We start from the raw sequence: 24,143 nt of genomic DNA on the forward strand, positions 1-24,143 counted from the left end.
ACCGCTATAGACGGGCCATGACCTGCGATCTGCTCTTCGTCTACGGCACCCTGATGCGCGGCTTCGACCACCCGATGGCGCGGCTGCTGTCGGCCAACGCCGATTTCGTCGCCGAGGCCTGCTGCTGCGGCCGGCTCTACCGCATCCAGCATTATCCAGGCCTCGTGCTGTCGGACAATGCCGCCGATATCGTGCACGGCGAGCTGTTCCGGCTGCGCCAGCCCGAGCCGATGCTGCGCGAGTTCGACATGTATGAGGCCTGCGGCGAAGGCTTTGCCGCGCCGACCGAATATCTGCGCCGGTGCCTCGCCGTGACGCTGGCCGACGGCAGCGTCAGCCAAGCCTGGACCTATGTCTACAACTGGCCGGTGGACGAGGCCGGCCGCATCCCTTCGGGGCGCTTCTTGGCGTCGTGACCCGGTCTCTCCACGCCGTCATTCCGGGCTCGCCCTGCGGGCGCCCCGGAATGACCGGAGGATAGAGCTGGCCTGTGAATAGCCCGGACAAGCCGGAGGAAGTTCACATTTCGTACACGGGTGCCTATATGCCTAGGCCATCACCACAGGACCACCGCCCCGCTCATGGCCCGCTTCACGCCGGAATTTCTCGATGAGCTGCGCGCCCGGCTTCCGGTCTCGGACGTCGTCGGCAAGCGCGTGAAGCTCAAGAAGGCGGGGCGGGAGTGGAAGGGGCTGTCGCCGTTCCAGCAGGAGAAGACGCCGTCCTTCTACGTCAACGACCAGAAGGGTTTCTATCACGACTTCTCCTCCGGCAAGCATGGCAACATCTTCGACTTCGTGATGGAGACTGAGGGCTGCTCGTTCCCTGAGGCGGTCGAGCGGCTGGCGGGGATCGCCGGCCTGGCCTTGCCCGCGGTGACGCCCGACGCGGCGCGCCAGGAGCGGCAGCGCAAGACGCTGTATGACGTGATGGAGCTGGCGGCGAAGTTCTTTTCTGACACGCTGGCGTCCCGTCATGGCGCGCGCGCCCGTGGCTATCTTGCCGATCGCGCGATCCTGCCGCAGACGCAGCTCCAATTCCGGCTTGGCTACGCGCCGCCGGATCGGTTCGGCTTGAAGGAATATCTTGGCGCCCAGGGCGTGCCGGTGGCCGACATGGTCGAGGCGGGATTGCTGGTCGGCGGCGACGACATTCCCGTGCCGTACGACCGCTTCCGCGACCGCGTGATGTTTCCGATCACCGATCTCCGTGGACGCGTCATCGCCTTCGGCGGCCGCGCGCTGCAGAAGGACGTGCCGGCGAAATACCTGAACTCGCCGGAGACGCCGCTCTTCCACAAGGGCGACAACCTCTACAACCTGCCGAGCGCTCGTCAGGCCGCGCATAACGGCGCGCCGATGATCGTGGTCGAGGGCTATGTCGACGTCATCGCGCTGGTGGCGGCCGGCTTTGCCGGCGCCGTGGCGCCGCTCGGCACCGCACTGACCGAGAGCCAGCTTTCGTTGATCTGGAAGATGGTGGACGAACCGATCCTCTGCTTCGACGGCGACCGCGCCGGCCAGAAGGCAGCCTATCGTGCCGCGGACCTTGCTTTGCCGCATCTCAAGCCCGGCAAGAGTCTCCGCTTCGCGCTGCTGCCGGAGGGACAGGATCCCGACGATCTCGTCCGCTCCGGCGGCCGCGGCGCGGTCGAGGAGGTGCTCAAGGTCGCAAAACCTCTCGCCGAGGTGATCTGGTCGCGCGAGATCGAGGGCGGCAGCTTCAACACCCCGGAGCGCCGCGCCGCGCTGGAGGCGCGGATCGGTCAGCTCACCGGCGGCATCGCCGACGAGGTGGTACGGCGCTACTACAAGCAGGATCTCAGCGACCGGCTGTACCGGGCGTTCGCGCCGGACGGTGGCCGGGGCTTTGGCCGCGGCTACGGTGCCGAATCAGGACGGCGGTTTGGCCCCCGCAGTCCCGGTTCCGGACAGCCGGGGCGGTTATCCACAGGGGGCGGCCGCCGCGGCGGCGCGCCATCCACAGGATCCGCGATGGCCCGCGGACCCTACCAGGCGGCGAGCCCCCAGCTCGCCATGAGCCCGATCATGCGCGGCCAGCGCTCGGCGATCTCGCGCCGGGAGGCGCTGATCCTGCAGTGCCTGATCAACCACCCCTGGATCCTGCACGACCACCTCGAGGAGGTCGCAGCCCTCGAACTGGCCCATCCCGAGGCGCACAAGCTCCGCGCCGCCATCATCGCGGCCTTCGCCCACGACCACCACCATTCGCCGGACCCGGACGAGCAGGCCGAGAAGATGCGGGCCGACCTGGAGAAGTCAGGCTTTTCCGAGCTTCTTCAACGGGTTGAGCGAGCGATCACGACCGCTGCGGTGTGGGCGGCGAAGCCCGGCGCGGCGCGCGATGACGTTCTTGCGACCTGGCACCAGCTCGTTGCCTTGCATCGGCAATGGCACTCCTTACTTAGGGAATTGAAGGATGCCGAGCTTGCCTTGGGCGAGGAGCCGAGCGAGCCGAACATGGGCTGGTTGAGGGACGTGAAGGCCAGGATGGCCGAGATGGACGGCACCGAAGCGCTGATCGAAGGCTTCGGGGAACTGTCCGGTCGTACCAACCGCAACGTGTAGACCGGATGCCCGGCGCCCTGTCGCGAACTGAGCACATTTCGACCCGGTCCGCTTGCGCGGTCTCGGGTCCGCGCGAAAAGACTCGCCAAATCCATGGTTTGGCTGCAAAAACAGGGTTAATCGAAGTTTAAGAGGTCCGGGGCATTTTCTGCAGCAGATGGGTTGGTTTCGCTGTCGGACACCGCGCCTGCATGTCGGGCGCCGGATTCGATTGCAAAACCGGTATCGCTTTTGCAAGAAACGCGCGCCGGTCCGAAAACGGGACGACACCAGCGTAGGACGACACGAGCGACGGACTTCAGGGGGTGGCGACGTTGAATGTGCGCCGCCCTTTCCGCGTCGAGAACAGTTTGAGTAGAGCAGGCGGGCGCCGCGATGCCAAGGGCGAAGATGCCACGGGCGGAGCGGGCGCGTTTCGGGAGCAATGAATGGCCACGAAGGCAAAGACGCTGCAGGTGAAGGACAAGGAAAAGGACGACAAGGCCGCGGACGCTCCTGAGAAGGACGCCGCCGATGCGCCTTCGCCGTTGCTCGACCTGTCGGACGCCGCCGTCAAGAAGATGATCAAGCAGGCCAAGAAGCGCGGCTTCGTGACCTTTGATCAGCTCAACGAGGTCCTGCCTTCCGACACCACCTCGCCGGAACAGATCGAAGACATCATGTCGATGCTATCAGACATGGGCATCAACGTGACCGAGGCCGAGGAGGCCGACGAGTCCGACGAGAAGGACGACGGCGAGGACGAGACCGACAACGAGCTCGTCGAGATCACCCAGAAGGCCGTCACCGAGGTCAAGAAGTCGGAGCCCGGCGAGCGCACCGATGATCCCGTGCGCATGTATCTGCGCGAGATGGGCACCGTCGAGCTCTTGTCGCGCGAGGGCGAAATCGCGATCGCCAAGCGCATCGAGGCCGGCCGCGAGGCGATGATCGCAGGGCTCTGCGAAAGCCCGCTGACCTTCCAGGCCATCATCATCTGGCGCGACGAGCTCAACGAAGGCAAGATCTTCCTTCGCGACATCATCGATCTCGAAGCCACTTATGCCGGCCCGGAAGCCAAGGGCGGCATGAATCCGCAGATCGCCGCGCCCGTGAATGGCGAGGGCGCTCCGGCCGAGGGCGGCGACGTCCAGGCCGCGGTCGCGCCGCCGGCCGCGCCGCAGCAGCCGACCCCGTTCCGTGCCGCGCCGAACGGCGCGCCCGCCGAGGAGAAGGATCCCGGCGAGGCGGCGGCCGAAGCCGACATGGACGACGACGAGTTCGAGAACCAGATGTCGCTCGCCGCCATCGAGGCCGAGCTGAAGCCGAAGGTGGTCGAGACCTTCGACAAGATCGCGTCCGAGTACAAGAAGCTGCGACGCCTGCAGGAGCAGGACATCGCCAACCAGCTCCAGAGCGAGTCGCTGTCGCCGTCGCAGGAGCGCAAGTACAAGAAGCTCAAGGACGAGATCATCGTCGAGGTGAAGTCGCTGCGCCTCAACCAGGCCCGTATCGACAGCCTCGTCGAGCAGCTCTACGACATCAACAAGAAGCTGGTCTCGTTCGAGAGCCGGCTGATGCGCTTGGCCGACTCCCACGGCGTCGCGCGCGAAGACTTCCTGCGCAACTACCAGGGCTCCGAGCTCGATCCGCGCTGGCTCAACCGCGTCTCCAAGCTCTCCGCCAAAGGCTGGAAGAACTTCGTCCATTACGAGAAGGACCGCATCAAGGACCTGCGCCAGGAGGTGCAGGCCATGGCCGCGCTCACCGGTCTCGAGATCGGCGAATTCCGCAAGATCGTGCATTCGGTGCAGAAGGGCGAGCGCGAGGCCCGTCAGGCCAAGAAGGAGATGGTGGAAGCCAACCTCCGTCTCGTGATCTCGATCGCCAAGAAGTACACCAACCGCGGCCTGCAGTTCCTCGACCTGATCCAGGAAGGCAACATCGGCCTGATGAAGGCGGTCGACAAGTTCGAGTACCGCCGCGGCTACAAGTTCTCGACCTACGCCACCTGGTGGATCCGGCAGGCGATCACCCGCTCGATCGCCGACCAGGCCCGCACCATCCGCATCCCCGTGCACATGATCGAGACGATCAACAAGATCGTCCGCACCTCGCGCCAGATGCTGAACGAGATCGGCCGCGAGCCGACCCCGGAGGAGCTCGCCGAGAAGCTCGGCATGCCCCTGGAGAAGGTGCGCAAGGTCCTCAAGATCGCCAAGGAGCCGCTCTCGCTTGAAACCCCCGTCGGCGACGAGGAGGATAGCCACCTCGGCGACTTCATCGAGGACAAGAACGCCATCCTGCCGATCGACGCCGCCATCCAGTCGAACCTGCGCGAAACCACCACCCGCGTGCTCGCCTCGCTCACCCCCCGCGAAGAGCGCGTGCTGCGCATGCGCTTCGGCATCGGCATGAACACCGACCATACGCTGGAAGAGGTCGGCCAGCAGTTCTCGGTGACGAGAGAGCGTATCCGCCAGATCGAGGCCAAGGCGCTGCGCAAGTTGAAGCATCCGTCGAGGTCAAGGAAGCTGCGGTCGTTCCTGGACAACTAATCACTGCATCAGTCGTCATTGCCGGGCTTGACCCGGCAATCCATCAAGGGACAACGGCGGACCGAGAGGTTCGCCGTTTTAGTTTGTGATCCATGTAAGCCAGGCAATTTGTCGACGTGACCTAACGCGCACGCCTGGCGCTCCAACGGCGCTCGAACTCTTCCTTCGAAATCTCTTCCGCCACGAATTGAGGATCCTGCCCGATCTCGTCGATGGGAGGAACAGCTATCTTCCCGAGCCGCGTCCGATCTGTCGCCTCGGTCGCGGTTGCGAAGCCGATGCTGCCGTCCCGAAAGATCTCCAGCTTTCGCGTCTCGAAGCGCTCGCCGTCGAGTTCGCTCCAGCGTTTTGCAAACCCTGGCGGCGACAGTGATGCGTAGGGTGGGCAAAGGCACGTGCACGGTGTCGAGATTGGCGACGGTGTCGTGCGCCGTGCCTACCGCGGCAGGCGGCCAATTGTGGGCACGCGCCGCCTTCGGCGGCGCTTCGCCCACCGTACGCATTAAGTTGGTACTCTGACGGCGATGGACGTGACGCGCTGCGGAAGGACCAATGACGGCATTCACCCAGCAAATTCCCGCAGAAAACATGGTTAATGAATTGTTTACGCTTGTCATCGAAGGTTCGGCGGGCGACCGAATGACGCCTGCATTCCGGCACTCTGCCCCGTCGTGACAGAACTTGGCGATGGCGGCTGATCCCTGGACGTTTTCAGCATGCAGCCAGCCTTGCGGAAAGGCGATGAGATCGCCGACCTGTTCGCCCGGGCGAGTGCGTTTCACCGCTCCGGCGATCTGGCCAAGGCTCAGGCCGGCTACAAGAAAATCCTCAAGAAGCGGCCGAACCATTTCGGCGCGCTCTATATGTTTGGACTGTCCGAGCACCAGAGCAACAATTCAGAGGCGGCGGAGCGCCTTCTGAAGCGGGCGGTGCTGGCAGACCCGCAAAACGTTGCGGCGAGATATGCGCGGGCCGTCGTCCTGTCCGCGCTCCAGCGCGACGACGAAGCGCTGACCTGCTTCGACGATCTCCTGGCCTTGAAACCGGATTTCTTCGAGGCGCAGCTGGAACGCGGCAAGCTGTTGTCGCGCCTCCAGCGCTTCGCGGAGGCGGTCGTCAGTTTCGACAACGCCCTCCGGATCAATCCGCAGCACCTCGACGTGTTGATGAACAAGGGCGAAGCGCTGCACTATCTCGGCCGGTTCGCCGATGCGATCGCATGCTACGACCAGCTTCTCGCGGCGAAACCCACGCATCTGGCCGCCATCATCAATCGAGGCTGCGCGTTCAAGGATCTGCGTCGATCCGATGAGGCGATCGCCGAATTCAACCGGGCGCTGGCCCTTGCGCCCGACGACACCACGGCGCGGATCAATCGCGGCGAGACGTTCCTCCAGCTCAAGCGTAACGACGACGCGCTCGCTGATTTCGACCGGGTGATCGCGCTCGATCCGCAATTCACCCTGGGCTGGCTCGGCCGCGCCAACGTCCTGATGCTCAACAAGCGGGTGAGCGAGGCGCTGGAGGCCTGCCAGCGCGCCGTTACGATCGAGCCGAACTCCGCGAAAGCGCTGAGCCAGATCGGTCAATGTCATGCGCTGATGGGCGATGCAGAGGCGGCTGTCGCACTTTTCGATCGGGCGCTCGCGATCGACCCGGCCGACGAAGTCGCACTGGCGAACCGCATCTTCTCGTTGGATTTCTGCGATGTCGGCTATGCGGAGCACCAGGCCGTCCGATCGGAGTGGTGGCGCCGGATCGGATCCAGGATCGCAGAGAGGCATCCGCCTGATCATACCAATGATCTTGACCCTCACCGACGGATCGTCGTGGGATATGTGTCGGGCGACTTCAAGGAGCATTCCGCCGCCCGCACGATCCGGCCCGTGCTGCAGAACCACGACAAATCGCAGGTCGGGGTGATCTGCTATTCGAACTCACCGGTCCAGGACGAGATCACCGAGACGTTCCGGGCGGCTGCTGATCGATGGCACGACGTGATGCAATGGTCCGACGATCAGCTCACGGATTGCATCCGGTCCGACCGGGTCGACATTCTCGTCGACCTGTCCGGACACTCCCGCGGCAATCGGCTGGCCACCTTCGCGCGCAAGCCGGCCCCCATCCAGGTCACCGCCTGGGGCCACGCGACCGGCACCGGTCTGGCGACGATGGACTACCTGTTCGGCGATCCCGTCATGGCGCCGCTCGAGGTGCGTCACCTGTTCACGGAGCAGGTCTATGATCTGCCGTGCCTGATCATCATCGAGCCGCCGCCGGCGGGGCTGCGCAGCCTCGAGGCGCCCGTGACGTCCAACGGCCATGTGACCTATGGCGCGTTTACCAGGGCGAACCGATTATCGAGCGCCGTCCTCGACGTCTGGGCCCGCATCCTGCGCGCCGACGTCAGTGCCCGGTTGCTGGTCAAGGATTATCTGCTCGGCGATGCTGCGATCCAGGCCCGGCTGCTGGCCGACTTCGCCGCGCGCGGCATCGCGCCGGATCGCATCGGCCTGATCGGACCGACCTCCCGCGACGAGCATCTCGCCGCCCACCGGCTCATCGACATCTGGCTCGATCCATTTCCCAATGGCGGCGGCGTCTCCGCCTGGGAAGCCCTGCACATGGGCGTGCCGGTCGTGTCGAAGCTCGGCAACGGGATGTGCAGCCGGGCCGGCGGCGCGATCCTGACGGCGATCGGCATGGCCGACTGGGTCGCGACGACCGATGATCAGTATGTGGACATCGCGTTGCGGTCGACGCCGGACCGGCTCAGGATGATACGTCACCAGCTTCCCGACCTCATCGCCGCACGTTGTGGTCCGGCCATCTACACCAGGGCCGTCGAAGCGGCCTATCGCACGATGTGGCAGACCTATTGCGGCGGGCGGCAGAGCTCATAAGGAACAGTCATCGAGGGCGCTGCATCGTGCGGCGATGGGGGAGGCTGCAGGAAGGTTTGGAAGGTGGCGTCGAGGTGCCGGGGGCCGTGACATATTTCAGCGGCAGAAGCGTACGGCTCGGCGACGTCTCGCGGGGCGATGTTACCGTCGTAGGCCCCGCGATGGCGGCGCCGTCGAAACGATGACGAGTTCGCTCGACGCGCCTCGAACATCCCGCAAGATGCGCGTCGCCGGCCGCCAGGGCTTCGACGCCTTGTGGCAGCGCGGCTGAGCTACTTCTTCTTCGCGCCGACCCGCTCCAGCGACTTGATCGCCAGCGGCGGGCGGCCGGACTTTTCGGCGATGTCGCGGTCCTGCTCCATGATGAAGCCGCGGGCCGGCTCGTCGCCGTCGAGGCCGCCGAGCAGCTCGGCCGGCACCCGCCGGTTGGAGCGCTGCGAGCCGTCCTCATAGGTGACGTTGAAGAAGGCGAATTCGCCTTTGGGATTGGTGCCGGGTTTCTTTGCCATGATCGGCGGTCTACGGCGGCGGGGCCGGTCCGGTCAATGCAGGAAAATGCTTATCCGCTGTCCGAATTTGACGTTTCCGTCATATGATTTTCGTGGAATCGGAGGAGTGGCCAGGCACGGCCGCGGCCTCTCGAAAACTCCTCGAATTTGCCGGATGACAATGCGTTCATCGCGGCCCCGAACCCGCGGCGAATTCCCGACATGTCGATGCCCCAACTCACCGTCTGGTACAACACGCGCTGCCCGGTCTGCGACGCCGGCATCGACTGGCAGCGCAACAAGCTGCTGGCGCTGGTCAGGTCGGGGCGGGTCGCGTTCAGGGACATCAATGAAGAGCCGGAGGCGCTCGCCGCATTCGGCGCCGATGTCGACGCCGTCCGCCGCCGCCTGCACGCGACCGACGAGGAGGGGCAGTTGATCACCGGCGCCGACGTCGCGCTCTTGCTGTGGGCGCTGACGCCCGGCGAGGGCTGGCTCGCCAAGCTGTTCGGCAACCGTCTGGTGCGGCCACTGACGCGGTTCGGCTACGACCGGTTCGCCGATGTGCTGTTCGCCTGGAACAGGCGGAAGGGGCACTGGTGAGGGCGGACGGACGCTTGCCATGTCGCCACAACGGCGGTGCGCTCCCCTCCCCCTTGCGGGGAGGGGAGCGCACCTCCATTGCGGCAGAGATTTCAAGCTTATCGCCTCCGCGCCTTCACCCGCGCATGCACCCGTGTGCCGCCGCGCGGCTCGTCGTCATCATCGCCGCGGCCGAGGGCCATGATGGCGGTGCCCATCGCGGTCGAGCCGAAGGTGACGAAGAACGAGCCGAGCAGCAGGCCGATGGCGACGCCGGGCGAGCGATCGGAGAAGATCAGGTGGCGCAGGCCGAAAGGGTCGAGCGCCAGCAGGCCGCCGACCAGCACCACGGCCATGCCGAGGCCGAGCGCGAGGTTGATCGCGAGCAGGCGGAACAGGGGGATCTGAAGCAGTCTGCGTCGTCGCTGGCCTGGCGGCATCGGCGATCTCCCGCGGATCGTGAACGACCTCGACATGGTAGCACCGGCCGCAATGGGCTCAAGGCCGAAGCCGTCCGGCAGGGACATGGCTGACGCGCCATCGCGGCGCGCCGCTTCGGGACGATGGCGCGCCGGGCAGGCCGCGCGCCGATGACCTCACGCCGCCTCGCCCTCGGCGATGCCATGCTGCTTGGCGATCACGCTCTGCCAGACGCTGGCGATCGCGCGCTGGGTCTCCGGCGCGATCAGGCAATGGCCCTCGGGATCGAAGCCGCAGAACCGCACGGACGGATCGTGCCTCGTCTCGATCAGCGCCTTGTTGATCATGTCCAGCGAGGCCATCACCTGGCCGATGTTCTGCAGCCGCGTATGATGCAGGATGTCGATCAGGCGGAACATCATCACCGGCGGCTGGCCGAGTGCGATGCCCGGGCGGCCGAACTCGAAGAACACGTTCACGGCCGGCAGCACGCCCTGGATCTGCGCCAGGATCTTGGCCGCATCGTCGGCCGAGCAGGCCACGAGGTGCGCGCCCGGCTCCGGCAGGGCGGGCGGTGCCGAGGGGGCCTCCGGCCCGAGCCCGAGCCCCGACAGCACCTGGTGCTCGATCCAGCGCCGCACTTCCGGTGGCGCCGAGCGAATCTGGTCGGCGGTCAACGTAATCCCGATCATGGCGTCGTCTCCAGTTTGGCCGCGGAGCTTAGGGAGCCACGATGGCACTGTCTTGACGAGGATCAAGCGGGTCGCGCGCCGTCTCAGGGCGCCACCAGCTCGACGCGCCGGTTGAGCGCGCGGCCTGCATCGGTCGCGTTGCTGCCAACCGGAGCGAGCAGGCCGACGCCCGCGGTGCGCAGCCGCGCCGGCGCGATGCGATAGCTCCGCGCCAGCTCGGCGGCGACCGCCTCGGCGCGCCGCCGCGACAGATCGAGATTGTAGTCGTAGCTGCCCTGATTGTCGGTGTGGCCGACGATGAAGACGCTGAGCTGCGGCTGGCCGGCGAGCAACTGCGCGATCTGCTCCAGCGTCGGCCGGCTCTCCGGCTTCATCGTCGCCTTGTCGGTATCGAAATAGATGCCGTAGAGCGCGATGTGGCCCTTGTCGCCGAGGCCCTTCGCCATCTCGGCGGCGCTCACCATCTTGTTCTCCATCGCGCCGAGCTCGGCGATGGTGAGCTGGGCGTAGATCTGCTGGTTGTTCTGGCTGACCAGCACGCTGGCATAGGTCTCGCGTCCGCCTGCCGCCTTGTGGCCGGCGACATAGCGATAATCGAAGCCGTCGACCCACATCTGCGGCACCGGCAGCGCGTCGATCGCTTCGGTGAACGGGATGGCGCCGCAGGCATCGGTGTCGCAGGCGAGGAGCGGCTCGAAGCCGGCCTTGGCGAGCTGGTTCTCGAAATTGCGCGACACTTCAAGGATCGAGGGACCGGGCGCGGTGCGATAGGCGATTCTGACGATGCGGCCTTCCGGGCGCCGCTCGTCGGTCGCCTTGCCATCCTTGAACGGCGCCGCCTGCATGCGCGCCGCATCGAAATCCTTGGCGACATAGCCGGTGATCACGCTGCCGGCGAAACGGCCGATGCCTGGATAATCCTTGGCTCCCGCGATGTCGCCGGGCTGGGCGGCTGCAGGCGCCAGCGTGTGACAGAGCAGAGCCGCGAACAGCGCGAGCTGCGTCAGTGCGCCGAGTCGGAACGTCATTCTCATGGGGAACCTCTCCAGGCAAAGGGCAGGCAAAGCGGGCTAACGCGTGTGGCGTGCAGAGGGCGCTCGATCAGCGCGCGCAAGGAATGCGACCGCGACGAAGACGCGCCTTGCATATGTGGCGGGGAGGCCGCGTTGCGTTCAAAGCAGCCGAAGACGCAATGCAGATCGGGGGCGATTCCTGCCGGCTGGCCTGCCGCCGCCAAATCGGGCATGGTGACCGCGCTTGGCGCCGCCTGTCCTCATCACGCTCTCATGCAGGGACCTTTCTTCTCATGCTCGTTGTCCGATCCCTCGTAGTTGTTGCGATCCTCTCATTTGCCTCTCCTGCCCTGGCCGCGCGCTGCGGCGGCGACTTCAATGGCTTCATCGCAAGCTTCTCGGCGGAGGCGCAGAGCGCCGGCGTCTCGGGCGGCACCATCAGCCAGGCCTTGTCGGGCGTGACGCTCGATCCGGCCGTGCTCGCCTTCGATCGCCGCCAGCGCTACACCTTCAACAAGAGCTTCGAGCAGTACGTCTCGACCCGCGTCGGGGCGGGCCGGATCAATGGCGGCCGCGCCATGCTGCAGCGACACGCGGCACTGCTGTCGCGCATCGAGCAGCAATATGGCGTGCCCCGACAGATCCTGGTCGCGATCTGGGGGCTGGAGACCGATTTCGGCAAGGGCGACATGGGCAAGCTGCCGGTGATCCGCACTTTGGCGACGCTCGCGCATGATTGCCGCCGCACCGAACTGTTCCAGGGCGAGCTGCTGGCGGCGCTGAAGATCGTCCAGCGCGGCGATCTCACTCTGCGCGACCTCGTCGGCGCCTTTGCCGGCGAGATCGGCCAGACCCAGTTCCTGCCGTCGTCCTACATCAAATACGGCGTCGACTTCGACGGCGACGGCCGCGTCGACCTGCGCCACTCGACCGCCGACGTGCTGGCCTCGACCGCCAACCTGCTGCACAGCAACGGCTTCAAGATGGGCGCGCCCTACGACGAGGGCTCGGCGAATTTCGAAGCCATGCGCGAGTGGAACAGGGCGGTGATCTACCGCAAGACGATCGGCTACTACGCAGATCAGCTGATCGGGCGGTAGCGCGTTTCGTCGCGCGCGGCGTGCGCTCAGGCCGCGCAGGCGCGGCGCGCGGCGGGGAGGCTTCAGAGGAGACGGGTCATGTCGCAGTTGTCGCCACGACCGTTCGCCGCGTTCGCTGCCCAGGTCCAGCGCCAGAGCGGGCTGCGCGCCGCGATCACCTCGGCGTATCGCCGCGCCGAGCCGGAATGCATCGTGCCGCTGCTCGATCTCGCCGCGCTCCCGGAGGCGTCGTCGGCGCGGGCCGCCGGTCTGGCGCGGGATCTCGTGCTGCGTCTGCGCGGCAAGGCGCAATCCGGCGGCGCCGAGGGACTGATCCACGAATATTCGCTGTCGAGCCAGGAGGGCGTGGCGCTGATGTGCCTGGCCGAGGCGTTGCTGCGGATTCCGGACACCGCGACGCGCGATGCGTTGATCCGCGACAAGATCGCGACCGGCGATTGGCGCGCCCATATCGGGCACAGCCCGTCGCTGCTGGTGAACGCCGCGACCTGGGGCCTCATCGTCACCGGCACGCTGACGGCCGCCGCCAGCGAGGACAGCCTGGCCTCGGCGCTGACGCGGCTCATCGCCCGCGGCGGCGAGCCGATCATCCGCAAGGCCGTGACGCTCGCCATGCGCCTGTTGGGCGAACAGTTTGTGGCAGGGCAGACCATCGACGCGGCGCTGTCGAACGGCCGGCGGTGGGAAGCGCAGGGCTTCCGCTATTCCTACGACATGCTGGGCGAGGCGGCGACGACGGCGGACGATGCTGCGCGCTACTTCGCGGCCTATGAGGCGGCGATCAACGCGATCGGGCGGCGTGCGGCCGGTGCCGGCATCTACGACGGGCCGGGCATCTCGATCAAGCTCTCGGCGCTGCATCCGCGTTACGTCAGCATCAAGCGCGACCGCGTCTTGAACGAGCTGCTGCCGCGGCTGAAGCAGTTGGTGCTGCTCGCGCGGGGATACGACATCGGCCTCAACATCGACGCCGAGGAAGCCGATCGTCTCGACCTCTCGCTCGATCTGCTCGAGGCGCTCTGTATCGATCCGGACCTCGCCGGCTGGAACGGCATCGGCTTCGTCATCCAGGCCTATCAGAGGCGCTGCGCCTTCGTGGTCGATTGGCTCATCGACCTCGCGCGGCGCACGCGGCGGCGGCTGATGGTGCGGCTCGTCAAGGGCGCCTATTGGGACAGCGAGATCAAGCGCGCGCAGGTCGATGGTCTCCAGGACTTTCCGGTCTTCACGCGCAAGCCCCATACCGATGTGTCGTACCTCGCCTGCGCCCGCAAACTGCTGGGCGCGCCCGACGCCGTTTTCCCGCAGTTCGCGACGCATAATGCGGGGACGTTGGCATCGATCGTGGAGATGGCGGGCTCCAGCTACGAGCGCGGCCAGTACGAATTCCAGTGTCTGCACGGCATGGGCGAGCCGCTCTATGAGGAGGTCGTCGGGCCGGCACGGCTCGGCCGCCCGTGCCGCATCTACGCCCCCGTCGGCTCGCATGAGACGCTGCTGGCCTATCTGGTGCGCCGGCTGCTGGAGAACGGCGCCAACACCTCCTTCGTCAATCGCATCGCCGATCCCGCCGTCTCCGTCGACGATCTGATCGCGGACCCCGTCGCCATCGTTCGCGCGTCGGAACGCCCAGGCGCGCCGCATGACAAGATCAGGCGCCCGCCCGAGCTGTTCGGCCCGGGCCGCGTGAACTCGGCCGGATTCGATCTCTCCGATCAGCGCGCGCTGGCGCGTCTCGGCGAAGATCTGGTCACGAGCGCGAGCCTCGATTGGACGGCTGCGGCGCCCGGAGCGACGACCAGCGAAGGCGCGCGCCGCATTCGCAATCCCGCCGATCGCCGTGACGTCGTCGGCGCGGTCAGGGATGCCGCGCCTGCCGAGATCGAGGCGGCGCTGTCGCGTGCGGCGAACGCCGCGCCGGCCTGGGCCGCGACCAGCCCGCACGCGCGCGCCGCATGCCTGCGCGCCGCGGCCGAGACGATGGAGGCGCGTCGCCTCGTCCTCATCGGCTTGATCGTCCGCGAGGCCGGCAAGACCTTTGCGAACGCCGTCGGCGAGGTGCGCGAAGCCGTCGATTTCCTGCGCTATTATGCGGGCGAGATCGAACGTCTCTCCGAGGGCGATAGTCCCGACTCGCTCGGCCCCGTGGTGTGCATCAGCCCGTGGAATTTCCCGCTCGCGATCTTCACCGGCCAGGTCGCGGCCGCACTCGCGGCCGGCAATCCGGTGCTGGCGAAACCTGCCGAGGAGACGCCGCTGATCGCCGCCCAAGCGGTTCGCATCATCAACGGGGCGGGCGTGCCCGCGGATGTCCTGCAATTGCTGCCCGGCGATGGCCGCGTCGGCGCGGCGCTGGTGGCCGACGCCCGCGTCCAGGCCGTGATGTTCACGGGATCGACCGACGTCGCGCGGCTGATCCAGAAACAGCTTGCCGAGCGCCTCACCGTCCATGGACAGCCCGTGCCGCTGATCGCCGAGACCGGCGGCCAGAACGCGCTGATCGTGGATTCCTCGGCGCTCGCCGAGCAGGTTGTCGGCGATATCATCGCTTCCGCCTTCGACTCCGCTGGCCAGCGCTGTTCGGCGCTGCGCATCCTCTGCCTGCAGGCGGACGTCGCCGACCGCATCCTGTCGATGCTGCGCGGCGCGCTGCGCGAGCTTGAACTCGGCAATCCCGCGTCGTTGTCGGTCGATGTCGGCCCGGTCATCAGCGGCGAGGCCCGCGACACGCTCGATGCGCATGTCGCCACGATGCAGGCGCGCGGCCATGCCGTGGAGCGGCTGCCGCTGCCACCGCAGGCGGCGCACGGCACGTTCGTCGCGCCGACCATCATCGAAATCGGCAACATCTTCGATGTCGAGCGCGAGGTGTTCGGCCCCGTCCTCCACGTCCTGCGCTACCGCCGCGAGCAGCTCGTTGACCTCGTCGACGCGATCAACCTCACCGGCTATGGCCTGACCTTCGGTATCCATTCGCGGATCACGGAGACGATTGCCCGTGCCTCGAGCCGCAGCGCCGCCGGCAACATCTATGTCAACCGCAACGTCATCGGCGCGGTGGTCGGCGTGCAGCCATTCGGCGGCTCCGGCCTGTCGGGGACCGGGCCGAAGGCCGGCGGCCCGCTGTATCTGCGCCGGCTGTTCGCGATGCCGCCGCGCCAGCGGCTCATGGCGTCGCAGTCTGACGCGGTCTTGCGCTCTTACCTCGACGGGTTGCGCGCCAGCGGACATGCCGAGGCGGCGCTGGCGTGCGAGGCGCATGGGCCCCAGGTGCTGGCCGGCCTCGAGATCGAGTTGCCAGGACCCGTCGGCGAACAGAACATCTATCGCATCACCGCGCGCGGCGCCGTCGCTGCACTGGCGCAAAGCGCGCAGGCGCTGCTGATCCAGATCGGCGTCATCCTGATGACCGGAAACGACGCGTTCGTCGAACGCGCCAACCCTGCTTGTGCCGTGCTGGGACCGCTCACCAGCCAGTTGCGCGGCCGCCTGCGGATCGTCGACAGCTGGCGGGCTCTCCACGATCTCGGGGCCGTGCTTGCCGACGGCGAGGCGGATGAATTGATCGCGCTCGGCCGCGACCTCGCCACGCGCCCCGGACCGATCGTCCCGCTCGTCACGCCGCGCGCCAGCGACGGCTGCTACGACCTTGACCGGCTGGTCACCGAGGTCAGTCTCTCCACCAACACCGCGGCCGCCGGCGGCAATGCCAGCCTGATGTCGATCGGCTGAGAAGACAGGTATTCCGTCCCGGGCTGGCTCGAGGCCGCAGGACAGGATAGGGGAGAACACGGTCATCGCCGGCCGCTCCGCGCGCTAACGGACGCTTCGCTCCGATCGAGGACACCTTGATGCCGACCATCCTGTTCAAGAATGCCGCTCTGCTCGACCCGCTGCAGCCCGACCTTCTCGAGGGGCAGCACGTCCTGGTCGAAGGCAACCTGATCAAGGAGGTCTCGGACAAGCCGTTGCAGACCAGCGCCGACCAGACCATCGATCTCCAAGGCAAGACGCTGATGCCGGGGCTGATCGACCTGCACGTCCATGCCATCGCGGTCGAGCTCAATCTCGCCCAGCAGGTGCAGATGCCGAACGTGCTGGTGACCCTGCGCTCGGCGATTCTGCTGAAGGGCATGCTGCGGCGGGGCTTCACCACGGTGCGTGACGCCGGCGGCGCCGGCTATCCGCTGAAGCAGGCCGTCGACACCGGCCTCACCGAGGGCCCGCGGCTGTTCGTCTCCGGCCGGGCGCTCAGCCAGACCGGCGGCCATGGCGACATGCGGGCGCGGACGGATTTCCTCTCCGACAACGCGCCCTGTCCGTGCTGCGTGCGCGTCGGCGCGCTGGCCCGCGTGGCCGACGGCGTCGATGCGGTGCGCAAGGCGGTGCGCGAGGAGCTGCAGATGGGCGCCGACCAGATCAAGATCATGGCATCCGGCGGCGTCGCCTCGCCGACCGATCCGGTCGGCGCGTTCGGCTATTCGGAGGACGAGATCCGCGCCATCGTCGCCGAGGCCCGCGCGCGGCAGACCTACGTCCTGGCGCATGCCTACACGGCGGAGGCCATCGCCCGCGCCGTCCATTGCGGCGTGCGCACCATCGAGCACGGCAATCTGGTCGACCTTCCGACCGCGCGCCTGATGGCGGAGAAGGGCGTCTATGTCATCCCGACCCTCGTCACCTATGAGGCGCTCGCCAATGAAGGCGCGCAATATGGCCTGCCGCCGGAGAGCGTCGCCAAGATCGCGGATGTGCGCGATGCCGGCCTGCGCTCGCTCGGCATCTATCGCGACGCCGGCGTCAAGATGGGCTACGGCAGCGACCTCCTCGGACCGTCGCAGCGCCTGCAGAGCGATGAATTCCGGATCCGCGCCGAGATCCTCGGTGCCCGCGAGGTCATTGCCAGCGCGACCGTGATCGGCGCCGAGGTGCTGGGAATGCAGGGCAAGCTCGGCCGCATCGTGGCCGGCGCCTTCGCCGACCTGCTCGTGGTCGAGGGCAATCCGCTGCGCGACGTCTCGTGCCTGCTCGGCCAGGGCGATCACATTCCGCTGGTGATGAAGGCCGGCAAGGTGCACATCGACAGGCTCAACGCCTGAGGCAACGCGGCGCCGAAATCCACCCGGCCAATGGTCGACAGTCCCAGCGTTGTGCGCGCTGTCATGCGGGACGTCCATCGTCTCTCCGCCGCCTCGACGCTGCGGGCGCCGGCATCTGCGATGAGTGCTTCTTGGAACGCAGTCATTCGGCCTCGCGGCGCTCCGTGCGTCCGAGTTGTGCGGGTCGTTTCGCCCTCATCGACGAAGAGGGCGCGGGGAATGCCGGGCGCTGGCCGCACCCATGGCCCGCCTGCGAAAAAAAATGCAGGCGGCAGGTACCACAGGTTCAGCCGAGACATCCCGGCATTCCCCGCGCGATGGTTGGGCGGCTTATACGTCCTCTCCCCGGGGACCGGCTGTCTTGCCCCCGTCACGAACGGATCATCGTCACCGTCCGCTTGGCCTCAGCACCGGGAGGCCAGGACCCTACGATTTCGCCGGCGCATCGGGCTCGTTCGTCCGCACGATTGCTCGCGCTGCGATCCAATGCACCCACCGCATCCCGCACCCACGTCTCGTGACGATCGCGAAGCGCCCCTCATGGCGGGACGGGATGCGCATAGTCAATCATGTTTTTCTGAAAAACGAAAGTGGAATATTTTCCGTGGGAGGACTGGACAAGGGTGATGTGCTTGTGGCGGTGAGTAAAATCAGATTTCGGGCGCATCGCATCAGAGGTTGACTTGTCGGTGGTGCGCGCCTGGCTCCGGGCCCCCACGAGTCTCGAGAAGCATATCCTCTCAAGCCCAGCAGGCCGACGTCTTTGGCGGCGGCCGGAAGGTCCGAGAAGGGCGATTAGCGGACTCTAGCCATCGGAACGGCAGAGCTAGAGGCCACCCGCGCCATGCATCGCACCAATAATCGCCAGCGCCTTAACCGCTTGACTATTCTGGTAAGTAACGAAGGAGAGGAAGCCTATTCCGAACGCCTGAAGCATCCCCAGAAACAAAGCGAGCCTCCTCAGCCTGCCATCGCGGTTGCGAAAGGTGACGATCGGGTTGAGGAAAGCAAGAACAACTACGAGAACGTAGAGCCAAACGACCGACGGCATGGGGTGCCCTCCACTACGATCCCAAGTTTGCGCGCCGGCGTCGATATGAGCAAGCCGACCCCGAGCAGCTTCACAGGAAATCCTCCCAGCGTGACCGTCGAAATCGTTTCTCACGCCGGTCGTAGCCCTTCAGCGTATCGACCTTCATGTGGCGGGTCTGCTTTATCACCTTGAGCGGATCGACGCCGGCATCGAGGCCCGACCGGATCGCGGCGACTCGCCGCTGGATGGTCGCCGTCTTCAGGCCGCCGTCGGCGAGCTGCGCCAGATAGCGCGCGACGTCGACCGGCGCGGCCGGCAGGAACGGGCATGACGCCCGTTCGCACCAGGCCTGAAAGTCATTCCAGTCCGCCCGGTAGGCCCGGCTGGTGTTGTCGCTTTTCTCTGCGGCGAGATAGGATCGGACCGAGGCCATCGGATCGACGAGCTCTATGGGCATCCGGGCGAGGCGCTCCTCGTTAAGACGCCTGCACGACGTTTCTGCCTGCATCCGGATGCCGTGAGCGTCGCGCGATCGCTCGCCGCTCAGAACTATAAACTATCACCGAGCGAGCGATCCTGACTTAGCGTGGAGAGTCAGGTGCGAACGCTTGGGCTCGAAGTGAAGGCGGGAATGAAATCGCTGGCTCCCAGCATGATCCCGAAGTCATCATCGAACTCTACTAGGTCGAATTTCACGCTCGCCGCGCGATAGAAGTTCTGGCTCTGCTCGCGAAAGCACTTCAGCGCGTCAGCTTTGCCGTATCCAAGGTCATCGAAGATCTCGCGGCGGGCGAGGACGGTGATGATTTTTCCGTCCGGCCTAGTCATCGAGAAATACACGCCTTCGATGTCTGCGTGAGGCCCAGTGTTGGGAGTAGGTTGCAGCGTGGTCTTCTCCTGGCTGAGGAGACCAGAAAGCCGGTTATACATTCGATCTGCTTCGACGCGGCGGTTAAAAAGCCGGTTCCTGAGATCGTTCCAGACTCCCGGTGGGATGCGATCAGCGCCGGCGGACCAGCGGCGAATTGTCCGCTCTGCCACACCAAGGTCACCCGAGACACCGGCTTGCCAGTGCGAGCCGTACAGCAGTTGAGCGATTGCGATAAACAGCTGGATCATCTTGCAGGGCCTCCTTGCCCATCGCGGCGGGGCTAATCCCCATCCGGCCAACGTTCATAATAGGGAGAGCGAGGTGCGCTTGCAAGACCCTGCTGTCAGGCAGGGGACATGAGAGAACGTTGCTGACGTCCGGGAAGGGCTGAATGCGGACGCCGGTCATTCGGTCGCGAAGGTCTGCAGTTGACCAGGGACAAGCTCGTCAACACCGGTCGGAAGTCAATCCCCTTCATCCGGCCCGCACGGTGACGCGTCGAGCAGCCACGTGCGGCGAACGTCGCGGACGTCTCACGCCCAAGATCAGCTCGCCGCGACATTTCCGCGGGCGTGCACGCCGCGCGCGAACCGTCCGAAGCGCAGCGCCAGCGTCGGCAGCACCAGCAGGTTCAGCGCCATCGAGGTCAGCAGCCCGCCGAGGATGACCACCGCCATCGGCCCCTCGATCTCGCGTCCCGGCTCGCCGGCGCCGAGCGCGAGCGGCAGCAGGCCGAGGCCGGTCACCAGCGAGGTCATCAGGATCGGCACCAGGCGGTCGGCGGCGCCGGCGATCGCGGTCTCCAGAGTCCAGGCGCGGCCTTCGGCGACGACCAGATGCTCGTAATGCGAGATCATCAGGATCGAGTTGCGCAGCGCGATCCCGAACAGCGTCACGAAGCCCACCATCGAGCCCAGCGACAGCACGCCGCCGGTCAAGGCGACGGCGATGACGCCGCCGACGAAGGCGAACGGCAGGTTGATCAGCACCAGCACCAGGTTGCGCCAGTGCCCGGTGACGAAGGACAGCAGTAGCACGATGCCGATCGTCGCCAGCAGCGAGTTCACCAGGAGGTCGCGGCGCGACTTGGCCTGCGCCTCGGCCGCGCCGGTGAACTCGACATGGGCGCCCGGCGGCAGCTTGACCTCCTTGGCGATCTTCCGCTTGGCCGCCGCCACGAAGGATTCGAGGTCGCGCTCGGCGACATTGGCGGTCACGGTCTGGACGCGCTGCCCATTGCGATGAAGCACGACGTAGCGCCCCGCGGTGCCATAGACGTCCGCGACCTGCTTCAGGAGGATGTAGGCGCCGCTCGGCGTCCGGATCGGCATGTTGCCGATCTCGGTCGGGCGTGCCGTCGCATCCGGGTCGAGCTTGACGATGACGTTGAAGACGACGTTGCCTTCATAGGCTTGGCCGACCACGTCGCCCTGATAGGCGGTGCGGATCAGCTCCAGCACCTCGACCGCATCCAGGCCCCAGGATTGCAGATCGGTCGGGCGCAGGGTCACGTTGACCTGCGGCATGCCCGGCGGCGACTGCTGCTGGATGTCGATCGCGCCCCGGACCTCGCCGAGCTCGCGCGCGATGTCGCGCGCCGCACGCTCGAGATCGTCGAGATCGGGGCCGAACACGTTGATGACCACGGCGGCGTTGAAGCCGGACAGCGTTTCCTCGATGCGCTCGGTCAGGTAGGTCTTGATCGACAGGTTGATGCCGGCGAAGTTGGCGAGCGCAGCGCGGATGCGCTGCTGCGCCAGCTCCTGCTGTTCGCCGGACAGGCCCGGCTTCAGGTCGACCTCGATCTCGCTCGCATGCGTGCCCGCGGTATCGACGCCGGCTTCGGCCCGGCCCGCATGTTGCGCCACGCTGCGGACCTCCGGCACGCCCTGCAGGGCCTTGGCGATCAGCGTGCCCAGCCGCAGCGATTCGTCGAGCGAGGTGCCCGGCAGTGTCGAGACGTGGAGAATCAGGTGGCCCTCCTTCAGGTCGGGCAGGAAGGTGCCGCCGAAGAACGGCACCAGCCCTGCGCCGCCGGCGGTCACCAGCAGGGCCGTCATCATGACCGATCTGGGGAAGCGGCCGAGCCGTCGCAACAGCGTCTCGTAGGCGCCCCGCGACCAGCGCACCAGCGGCGGCTCGCGTTGCTCTCGCGGCGTGCGACCGGCCAACAGCAGCATCGACAGCGCCGGTGTGACCGTCAGCGCGACGATCAGCGAGGCGACCACCGCGAGGATGTAGGCGATGCCGAGCGGACCGAACAGCCGGCCGGCGAGGCCCGGCAGCGCAAGGATCGGCACGAACACCAGCAGCACGGCGAAGGTCGCATAGGCGACCGCGCTGCGCACCTCGAGCATGGCGTCATAGATGACGCGCGCTTCGCTGCGCGGCGACGGCAGGCCGCGGTTCTCACGCAGCCGCCGCACCACGTTCTCGACGCCGATCACGGCATCATCGACCACCTCGCCGATCGCGATGGCAAGGCCGCCGAGGGTCATCGTGTCCAGGCTCTGTCCCATCCACTGCAGGGCCAGCACGGCCGAGAACAGCGACAGCGGGATCGCGGTGCAACTGATGACGGAGGTGCGCCAATCATAGAGGAACAGGAACAGCACGATGATGACCAGGGCGCCGCCGATCAGCAAGGCGAACAGCACGTTCTCCGTCGCCGCATCGATGAAGGTCGCCGGACGAAACAGATCAGCGTGCAGCTTGACCTTCTCGCTGTCGAGCGCCGGGCGCAGCTCCCGCAGCGCGGCCTCGACGCGCGCCGCGACGTTGCGCGTGTTGGCGCCGAATTGCTGGCTGATCATCATCATGATGCCGGGCCGGCCGTTGATCAGCGCGCCCCCGATCGGCGGCTCCGGCGCGTTCACGACCGTCGCGACGTCGCCGAGCACCACGCTGGCGCCGCCCTGGTGCTGCAGGACCGTGCGCGCCAGCTGCTCGGGTGTGAGTGACTGGCCCTGTGTCTGCAGGATGACCCGTTGATTGGCGGTGTCGACGAAGCCGGCGCCGCGCACGCCGGTGGCCTTGCGCGCGGCGGCGACGACGTCGTTCATGCCGACGCCGAAGCGGACCAGATCGTCGGATCGCACCTGCACCTGCAGCGACTGGATGTCCCGGCCATAGGTCGTGACCTGCGCGACGCCCGCGACCGCCAGCAGCCGCCGGCTCACGGTCCAATCGGCGATGGTGCGCAGATCCATCAGCGAGCGCTGCTCGGAGGTCAGCCCGATCGCCAGCACGGTGCCGGCCGCGGGCACCAGCGGCGTCATCGATGGCGCCCGCACGCCCTGTGGCAGGCTGCCAGCGACGACCGCGAGCCGCTCGGTCACCAATTGCCGCGCGCGGTAGACCTCGGTGCCGGGTTGGAAAATGACCGAGATGACGGACAGGCCCTGGATCGATGACGACCTCATGCTCTCGACGCCGGCCAGACCGTTGATCGCGGTCTCGATCGGCTGCGTGACCAGCACCTCGACCTGTTCGGGACTGAGCCCCGGCGCCTCGGTCTGGATCGAGACCTGCGGCGGAGCGAATTCGGGAAACACGGCATAATTGGCGCTGCCCAGCGACAAGATGCCATAGCCGAGAATGGTGCAGGCCAGCGCCAGCACGATGCCGCGAAAGCGGATGGCAAACGAGATCAGCGCCGCCTGGGGGCCGGCCGCGGCGCCGCGAGCGCCGTCAATCATCGTCGCCGCCGCCGCGCAACTCGCTCTTGGCCTCCTCCGACAACAGCACCTGCGCGCCGCGCAGGACGATCTCGGAGCCCGACGGAATGTCCTGCACGACATAGTCGTCGTCGGACACCGGCTGGTCGGTGCGGATCGGGTGGCGCTTGAAGAGATCGGGACCGGCGCGCAAATAGACCCACGAGCGGCCCTGCCATTGTACGATCGCGGTGTCCTCGACGAAGACGCCGTCGAATGACTTGCCCGAGGGTACGTAGGCGATGGTGTTCATCCCCGGCAGCAGCCCGCTGTCGCCGGCGGCGACGAAGTAATAGCTCACGCCCTGGATGCGCGGATCCGTTCGCGGCGCAGCCGACAGATAGCGCAGATCGATGTTGACGCTGCGGGTCGGCGCCTGCGCCAGCGCGGCGCGCGGCGGTTCGGAGAGAGACACGCCGGGCGGCAGCGTGACCTGCACCAGCAACTGTTCGCGTTCGATCAGTTGCACGACCTGCGGCGAGCGCTCGATGATGCCTTTGCCGATGACGGCGCCCCATTCCTGCCGCGCCGTCGCCACCAAGGTCTTCACTTGCGATTCCGCGGCAGCCAGGGTCGCTTGATCGGTCCGGAAGGTGCCCTCCGCCGCCTCGGCATCCTTGCGCGGCATCGCCGCCGACTGCACGAGGTCGCGGGCGCGCTCGAACGCCAGTCTTGCGACGTCGAGCTTTGCTTGCGCCGTCTGCAGCTGCGCCTGCGCATTGGCGTAGTTGTTGGTCAAATCGGTCAGCCTGGCGACGTCCAGTACCGTGCCGTACGCGCGAAATTGCTCGGGATGGGATTCCGCCGCCAGGACGGCGGTCAGGAGCCCGATCTGCTTTTGTTGCGTTGCGGAAAGCTTGACCGACGCAGGTTCGCGCTCGGCCGTACCAGCAGTCTGCGCCTGCGCGCGCGACGGCAGCGAAACCAGCGTGAACAGCACGGCACCGCATGCGGCCGCAGCCCTCGTCCGTTGCCTCACCATGCAGTCCCGGCCCCATCGATCGGGAAACGTCTGGACGACGTCGATGTCATTGCAACAACAGCTACTTCAGCTTCGAGGGTGTTTCAAGCAGCGTCGGCTGCAGAGCCAACGCATGGGAT

19 protein-coding genes are annotated in these 24,143 nt (G+C 66.7%); 9 read left to right on the top strand and 10 right to left on the bottom strand.

Annotated features, from left to right (window positions below):
- The first annotated feature begins 17 nt into the window (after positions 1-17).
- The 3 genes from QX128_RS04040 (at position 18) to rpoD (ending at position 5,125) form a co-directional block, all read left to right on the top strand.
- On the top strand, positions 18-416 hold the full coding sequence (locus QX128_RS04040) for a gamma-glutamylcyclotransferase family protein (RefSeq protein ID WP_316236745.1): 399 nt from the start codon (positions 18-20) through the stop codon (positions 414-416).
- A 165-nt stretch (positions 417-581) separates the two neighbouring features.
- Positions 582-2,588, top strand: a complete 2,007-nt coding sequence (dnaG, locus tag QX128_RS04045; protein WP_315802659.1) for a DNA primase — start codon at positions 582-584, stop codon at positions 2,586-2,588.
- A 428-nt stretch (positions 2,589-3,016) separates the two neighbouring features.
- Positions 3,017-5,125, top strand: a complete 2,109-nt coding sequence (gene rpoD / locus QX128_RS04050) for an RNA polymerase sigma factor RpoD (RefSeq protein ID WP_315802660.1) — start codon at positions 3,017-3,019, stop codon at positions 5,123-5,125.
- A gap of 121 nt (positions 5,126-5,246) precedes the next feature.
- Here the strand turns inward: rpoD and QX128_RS33180 are convergent, their stop codons facing one another.
- Entirely contained in the window at positions 5,247-5,537 is a 291-nt protein-coding gene (locus QX128_RS33180) for a DUF6881 domain-containing protein (protein ID WP_409997933.1), read from the bottom strand.
- Positions 5,538-5,677: 140 nt separating this feature from the next.
- On the opposite strand from QX128_RS33180, the gene QX128_RS04055 reads away from it, so the two are divergent.
- On the top strand, positions 5,678-5,800 hold the full coding sequence (locus tag QX128_RS04055; protein WP_315802661.1) for a hypothetical protein: 123 nt from the start codon (positions 5,678-5,680) through the stop codon (positions 5,798-5,800).
- A gap of 41 nt (positions 5,801-5,841) precedes the next feature.
- Positions 5,842-8,028, top strand: coding sequence for a tetratricopeptide repeat protein (locus QX128_RS04060; RefSeq protein WP_316236746.1), 2,187 nt, complete (start codon positions 5,842-5,844; stop codon positions 8,026-8,028).
- A gap of 272 nt (positions 8,029-8,300) precedes the next feature.
- Here QX128_RS04060 and QX128_RS04065 read toward each other — a convergent pair whose 3' ends face one another.
- On the bottom strand, positions 8,301-8,537 hold the full coding sequence (locus QX128_RS04065; protein WP_316217907.1) for a hypothetical protein: 237 nt from the start codon (positions 8,535-8,537) through the stop codon (positions 8,301-8,303).
- Between the two features lie 207 nt (positions 8,538-8,744).
- On the opposite strand from QX128_RS04065, the gene QX128_RS04070 reads away from it, so the two are divergent.
- Complete coding sequence (locus QX128_RS04070; RefSeq protein ID WP_315802867.1) at positions 8,745-9,119, top strand: thiol-disulfide oxidoreductase DCC family protein; 375 nt, start codon at positions 8,745-8,747, stop codon at positions 9,117-9,119.
- Between the two features lie 98 nt (positions 9,120-9,217).
- Here QX128_RS04070 and QX128_RS04075 read toward each other — a convergent pair whose 3' ends face one another.
- From QX128_RS04075 to QX128_RS04085, 3 genes are all read right to left on the bottom strand, one after another.
- Positions 9,218-9,538 (bottom strand): hypothetical protein, encoded by a 321-nt coding sequence (locus QX128_RS04075; RefSeq protein WP_315802664.1) that lies wholly within the window; start codon positions 9,536-9,538, stop codon positions 9,218-9,220.
- 156 nt (positions 9,539-9,694) lie between these two features.
- Positions 9,695-10,210: a hypothetical protein gene (locus tag QX128_RS04080; protein ID WP_315802665.1), complete on the bottom strand. Its 516-nt coding sequence runs from the start codon at positions 10,208-10,210 to the stop codon at positions 9,695-9,697.
- 83 nt (positions 10,211-10,293) lie between these two features.
- Positions 10,294-11,238, bottom strand: a complete 945-nt coding sequence (locus QX128_RS04085; protein WP_316217976.1) for an OmpA family protein — start codon at positions 11,236-11,238, stop codon at positions 10,294-10,296.
- Between the two features lie 278 nt (positions 11,239-11,516).
- On the opposite strand from QX128_RS04085, the gene QX128_RS04090 reads away from it, so the two are divergent.
- The 3 genes from QX128_RS04090 to QX128_RS04100 all read left to right on the top strand — a co-directional run bounded on the left by QX128_RS04090 (position 11,517) and on the right by QX128_RS04100 (position 17,422).
- Positions 11,517-12,323 (top strand): lytic murein transglycosylase, encoded by an 807-nt coding sequence (locus QX128_RS04090; RefSeq protein ID WP_316236747.1) that lies wholly within the window; start codon positions 11,517-11,519, stop codon positions 12,321-12,323.
- Positions 12,324-12,401: 78 nt separating this feature from the next.
- A complete protein-coding gene (gene putA / locus QX128_RS04095; protein ID WP_410053127.1) occupies positions 12,402-16,055 on the top strand; it encodes a trifunctional transcriptional regulator/proline dehydrogenase/L-glutamate gamma-semialdehyde dehydrogenase in 3,654 nt (1,217 codons plus the stop codon).
- Between the two features lie 119 nt (positions 16,056-16,174).
- Positions 16,175-17,422 (top strand): amidohydrolase family protein, encoded by a 1,248-nt coding sequence (locus QX128_RS04100; protein ID WP_316236748.1) that lies wholly within the window; start codon positions 16,175-16,177, stop codon positions 17,420-17,422.
- Positions 17,423-18,248: 826 nt separating this feature from the next.
- Here QX128_RS04100 and QX128_RS04105 read toward each other — a convergent pair.
- The 5 genes from QX128_RS04105 to QX128_RS04125 all read right to left on the bottom strand — a co-directional run bounded on the left by QX128_RS04105 (position 18,249) and on the right by QX128_RS04125 (position 24,024).
- Complete coding sequence (locus QX128_RS04105) at positions 18,249-18,473, bottom strand: hypothetical protein (protein ID WP_316236749.1); 225 nt, start codon at positions 18,471-18,473, stop codon at positions 18,249-18,251.
- A 70-nt stretch (positions 18,474-18,543) separates the two neighbouring features.
- A complete protein-coding gene (locus QX128_RS04110; protein ID WP_316236750.1) occupies positions 18,544-18,963 on the bottom strand; it encodes a site-specific integrase in 420 nt (139 codons plus the stop codon).
- 86 nt (positions 18,964-19,049) lie between these two features.
- A complete protein-coding gene (locus QX128_RS04115; protein ID WP_316236751.1) occupies positions 19,050-19,574 on the bottom strand; it encodes a hypothetical protein in 525 nt (174 codons plus the stop codon).
- Positions 19,575-19,871: 297 nt separating this feature from the next.
- The gene (locus tag QX128_RS04120; protein WP_316236752.1) at positions 19,872-23,024 is read right to left on the bottom strand and encodes an efflux RND transporter permease subunit; all 3,153 of its coding nucleotides are present in this window, start codon (positions 23,022-23,024) and stop codon (positions 19,872-19,874) included.
- Complete coding sequence (locus QX128_RS04125; RefSeq protein WP_316236753.1) at positions 23,017-24,024, bottom strand: efflux RND transporter periplasmic adaptor subunit; 1,008 nt, start codon at positions 24,022-24,024, stop codon at positions 23,017-23,019. Before QX128_RS04125 ends, QX128_RS04120 begins: the two co-directional genes overlap by 8 nt.
- Positions 24,025-24,143: the final 119 nt, after the last annotated feature.

Source organism: Bradyrhizobium sp. SZCCHNR1015, assembly GCF_032489875.1.
GTDB lineage: Bacteria > Pseudomonadota > Alphaproteobacteria > Rhizobiales > Xanthobacteraceae > Bradyrhizobium.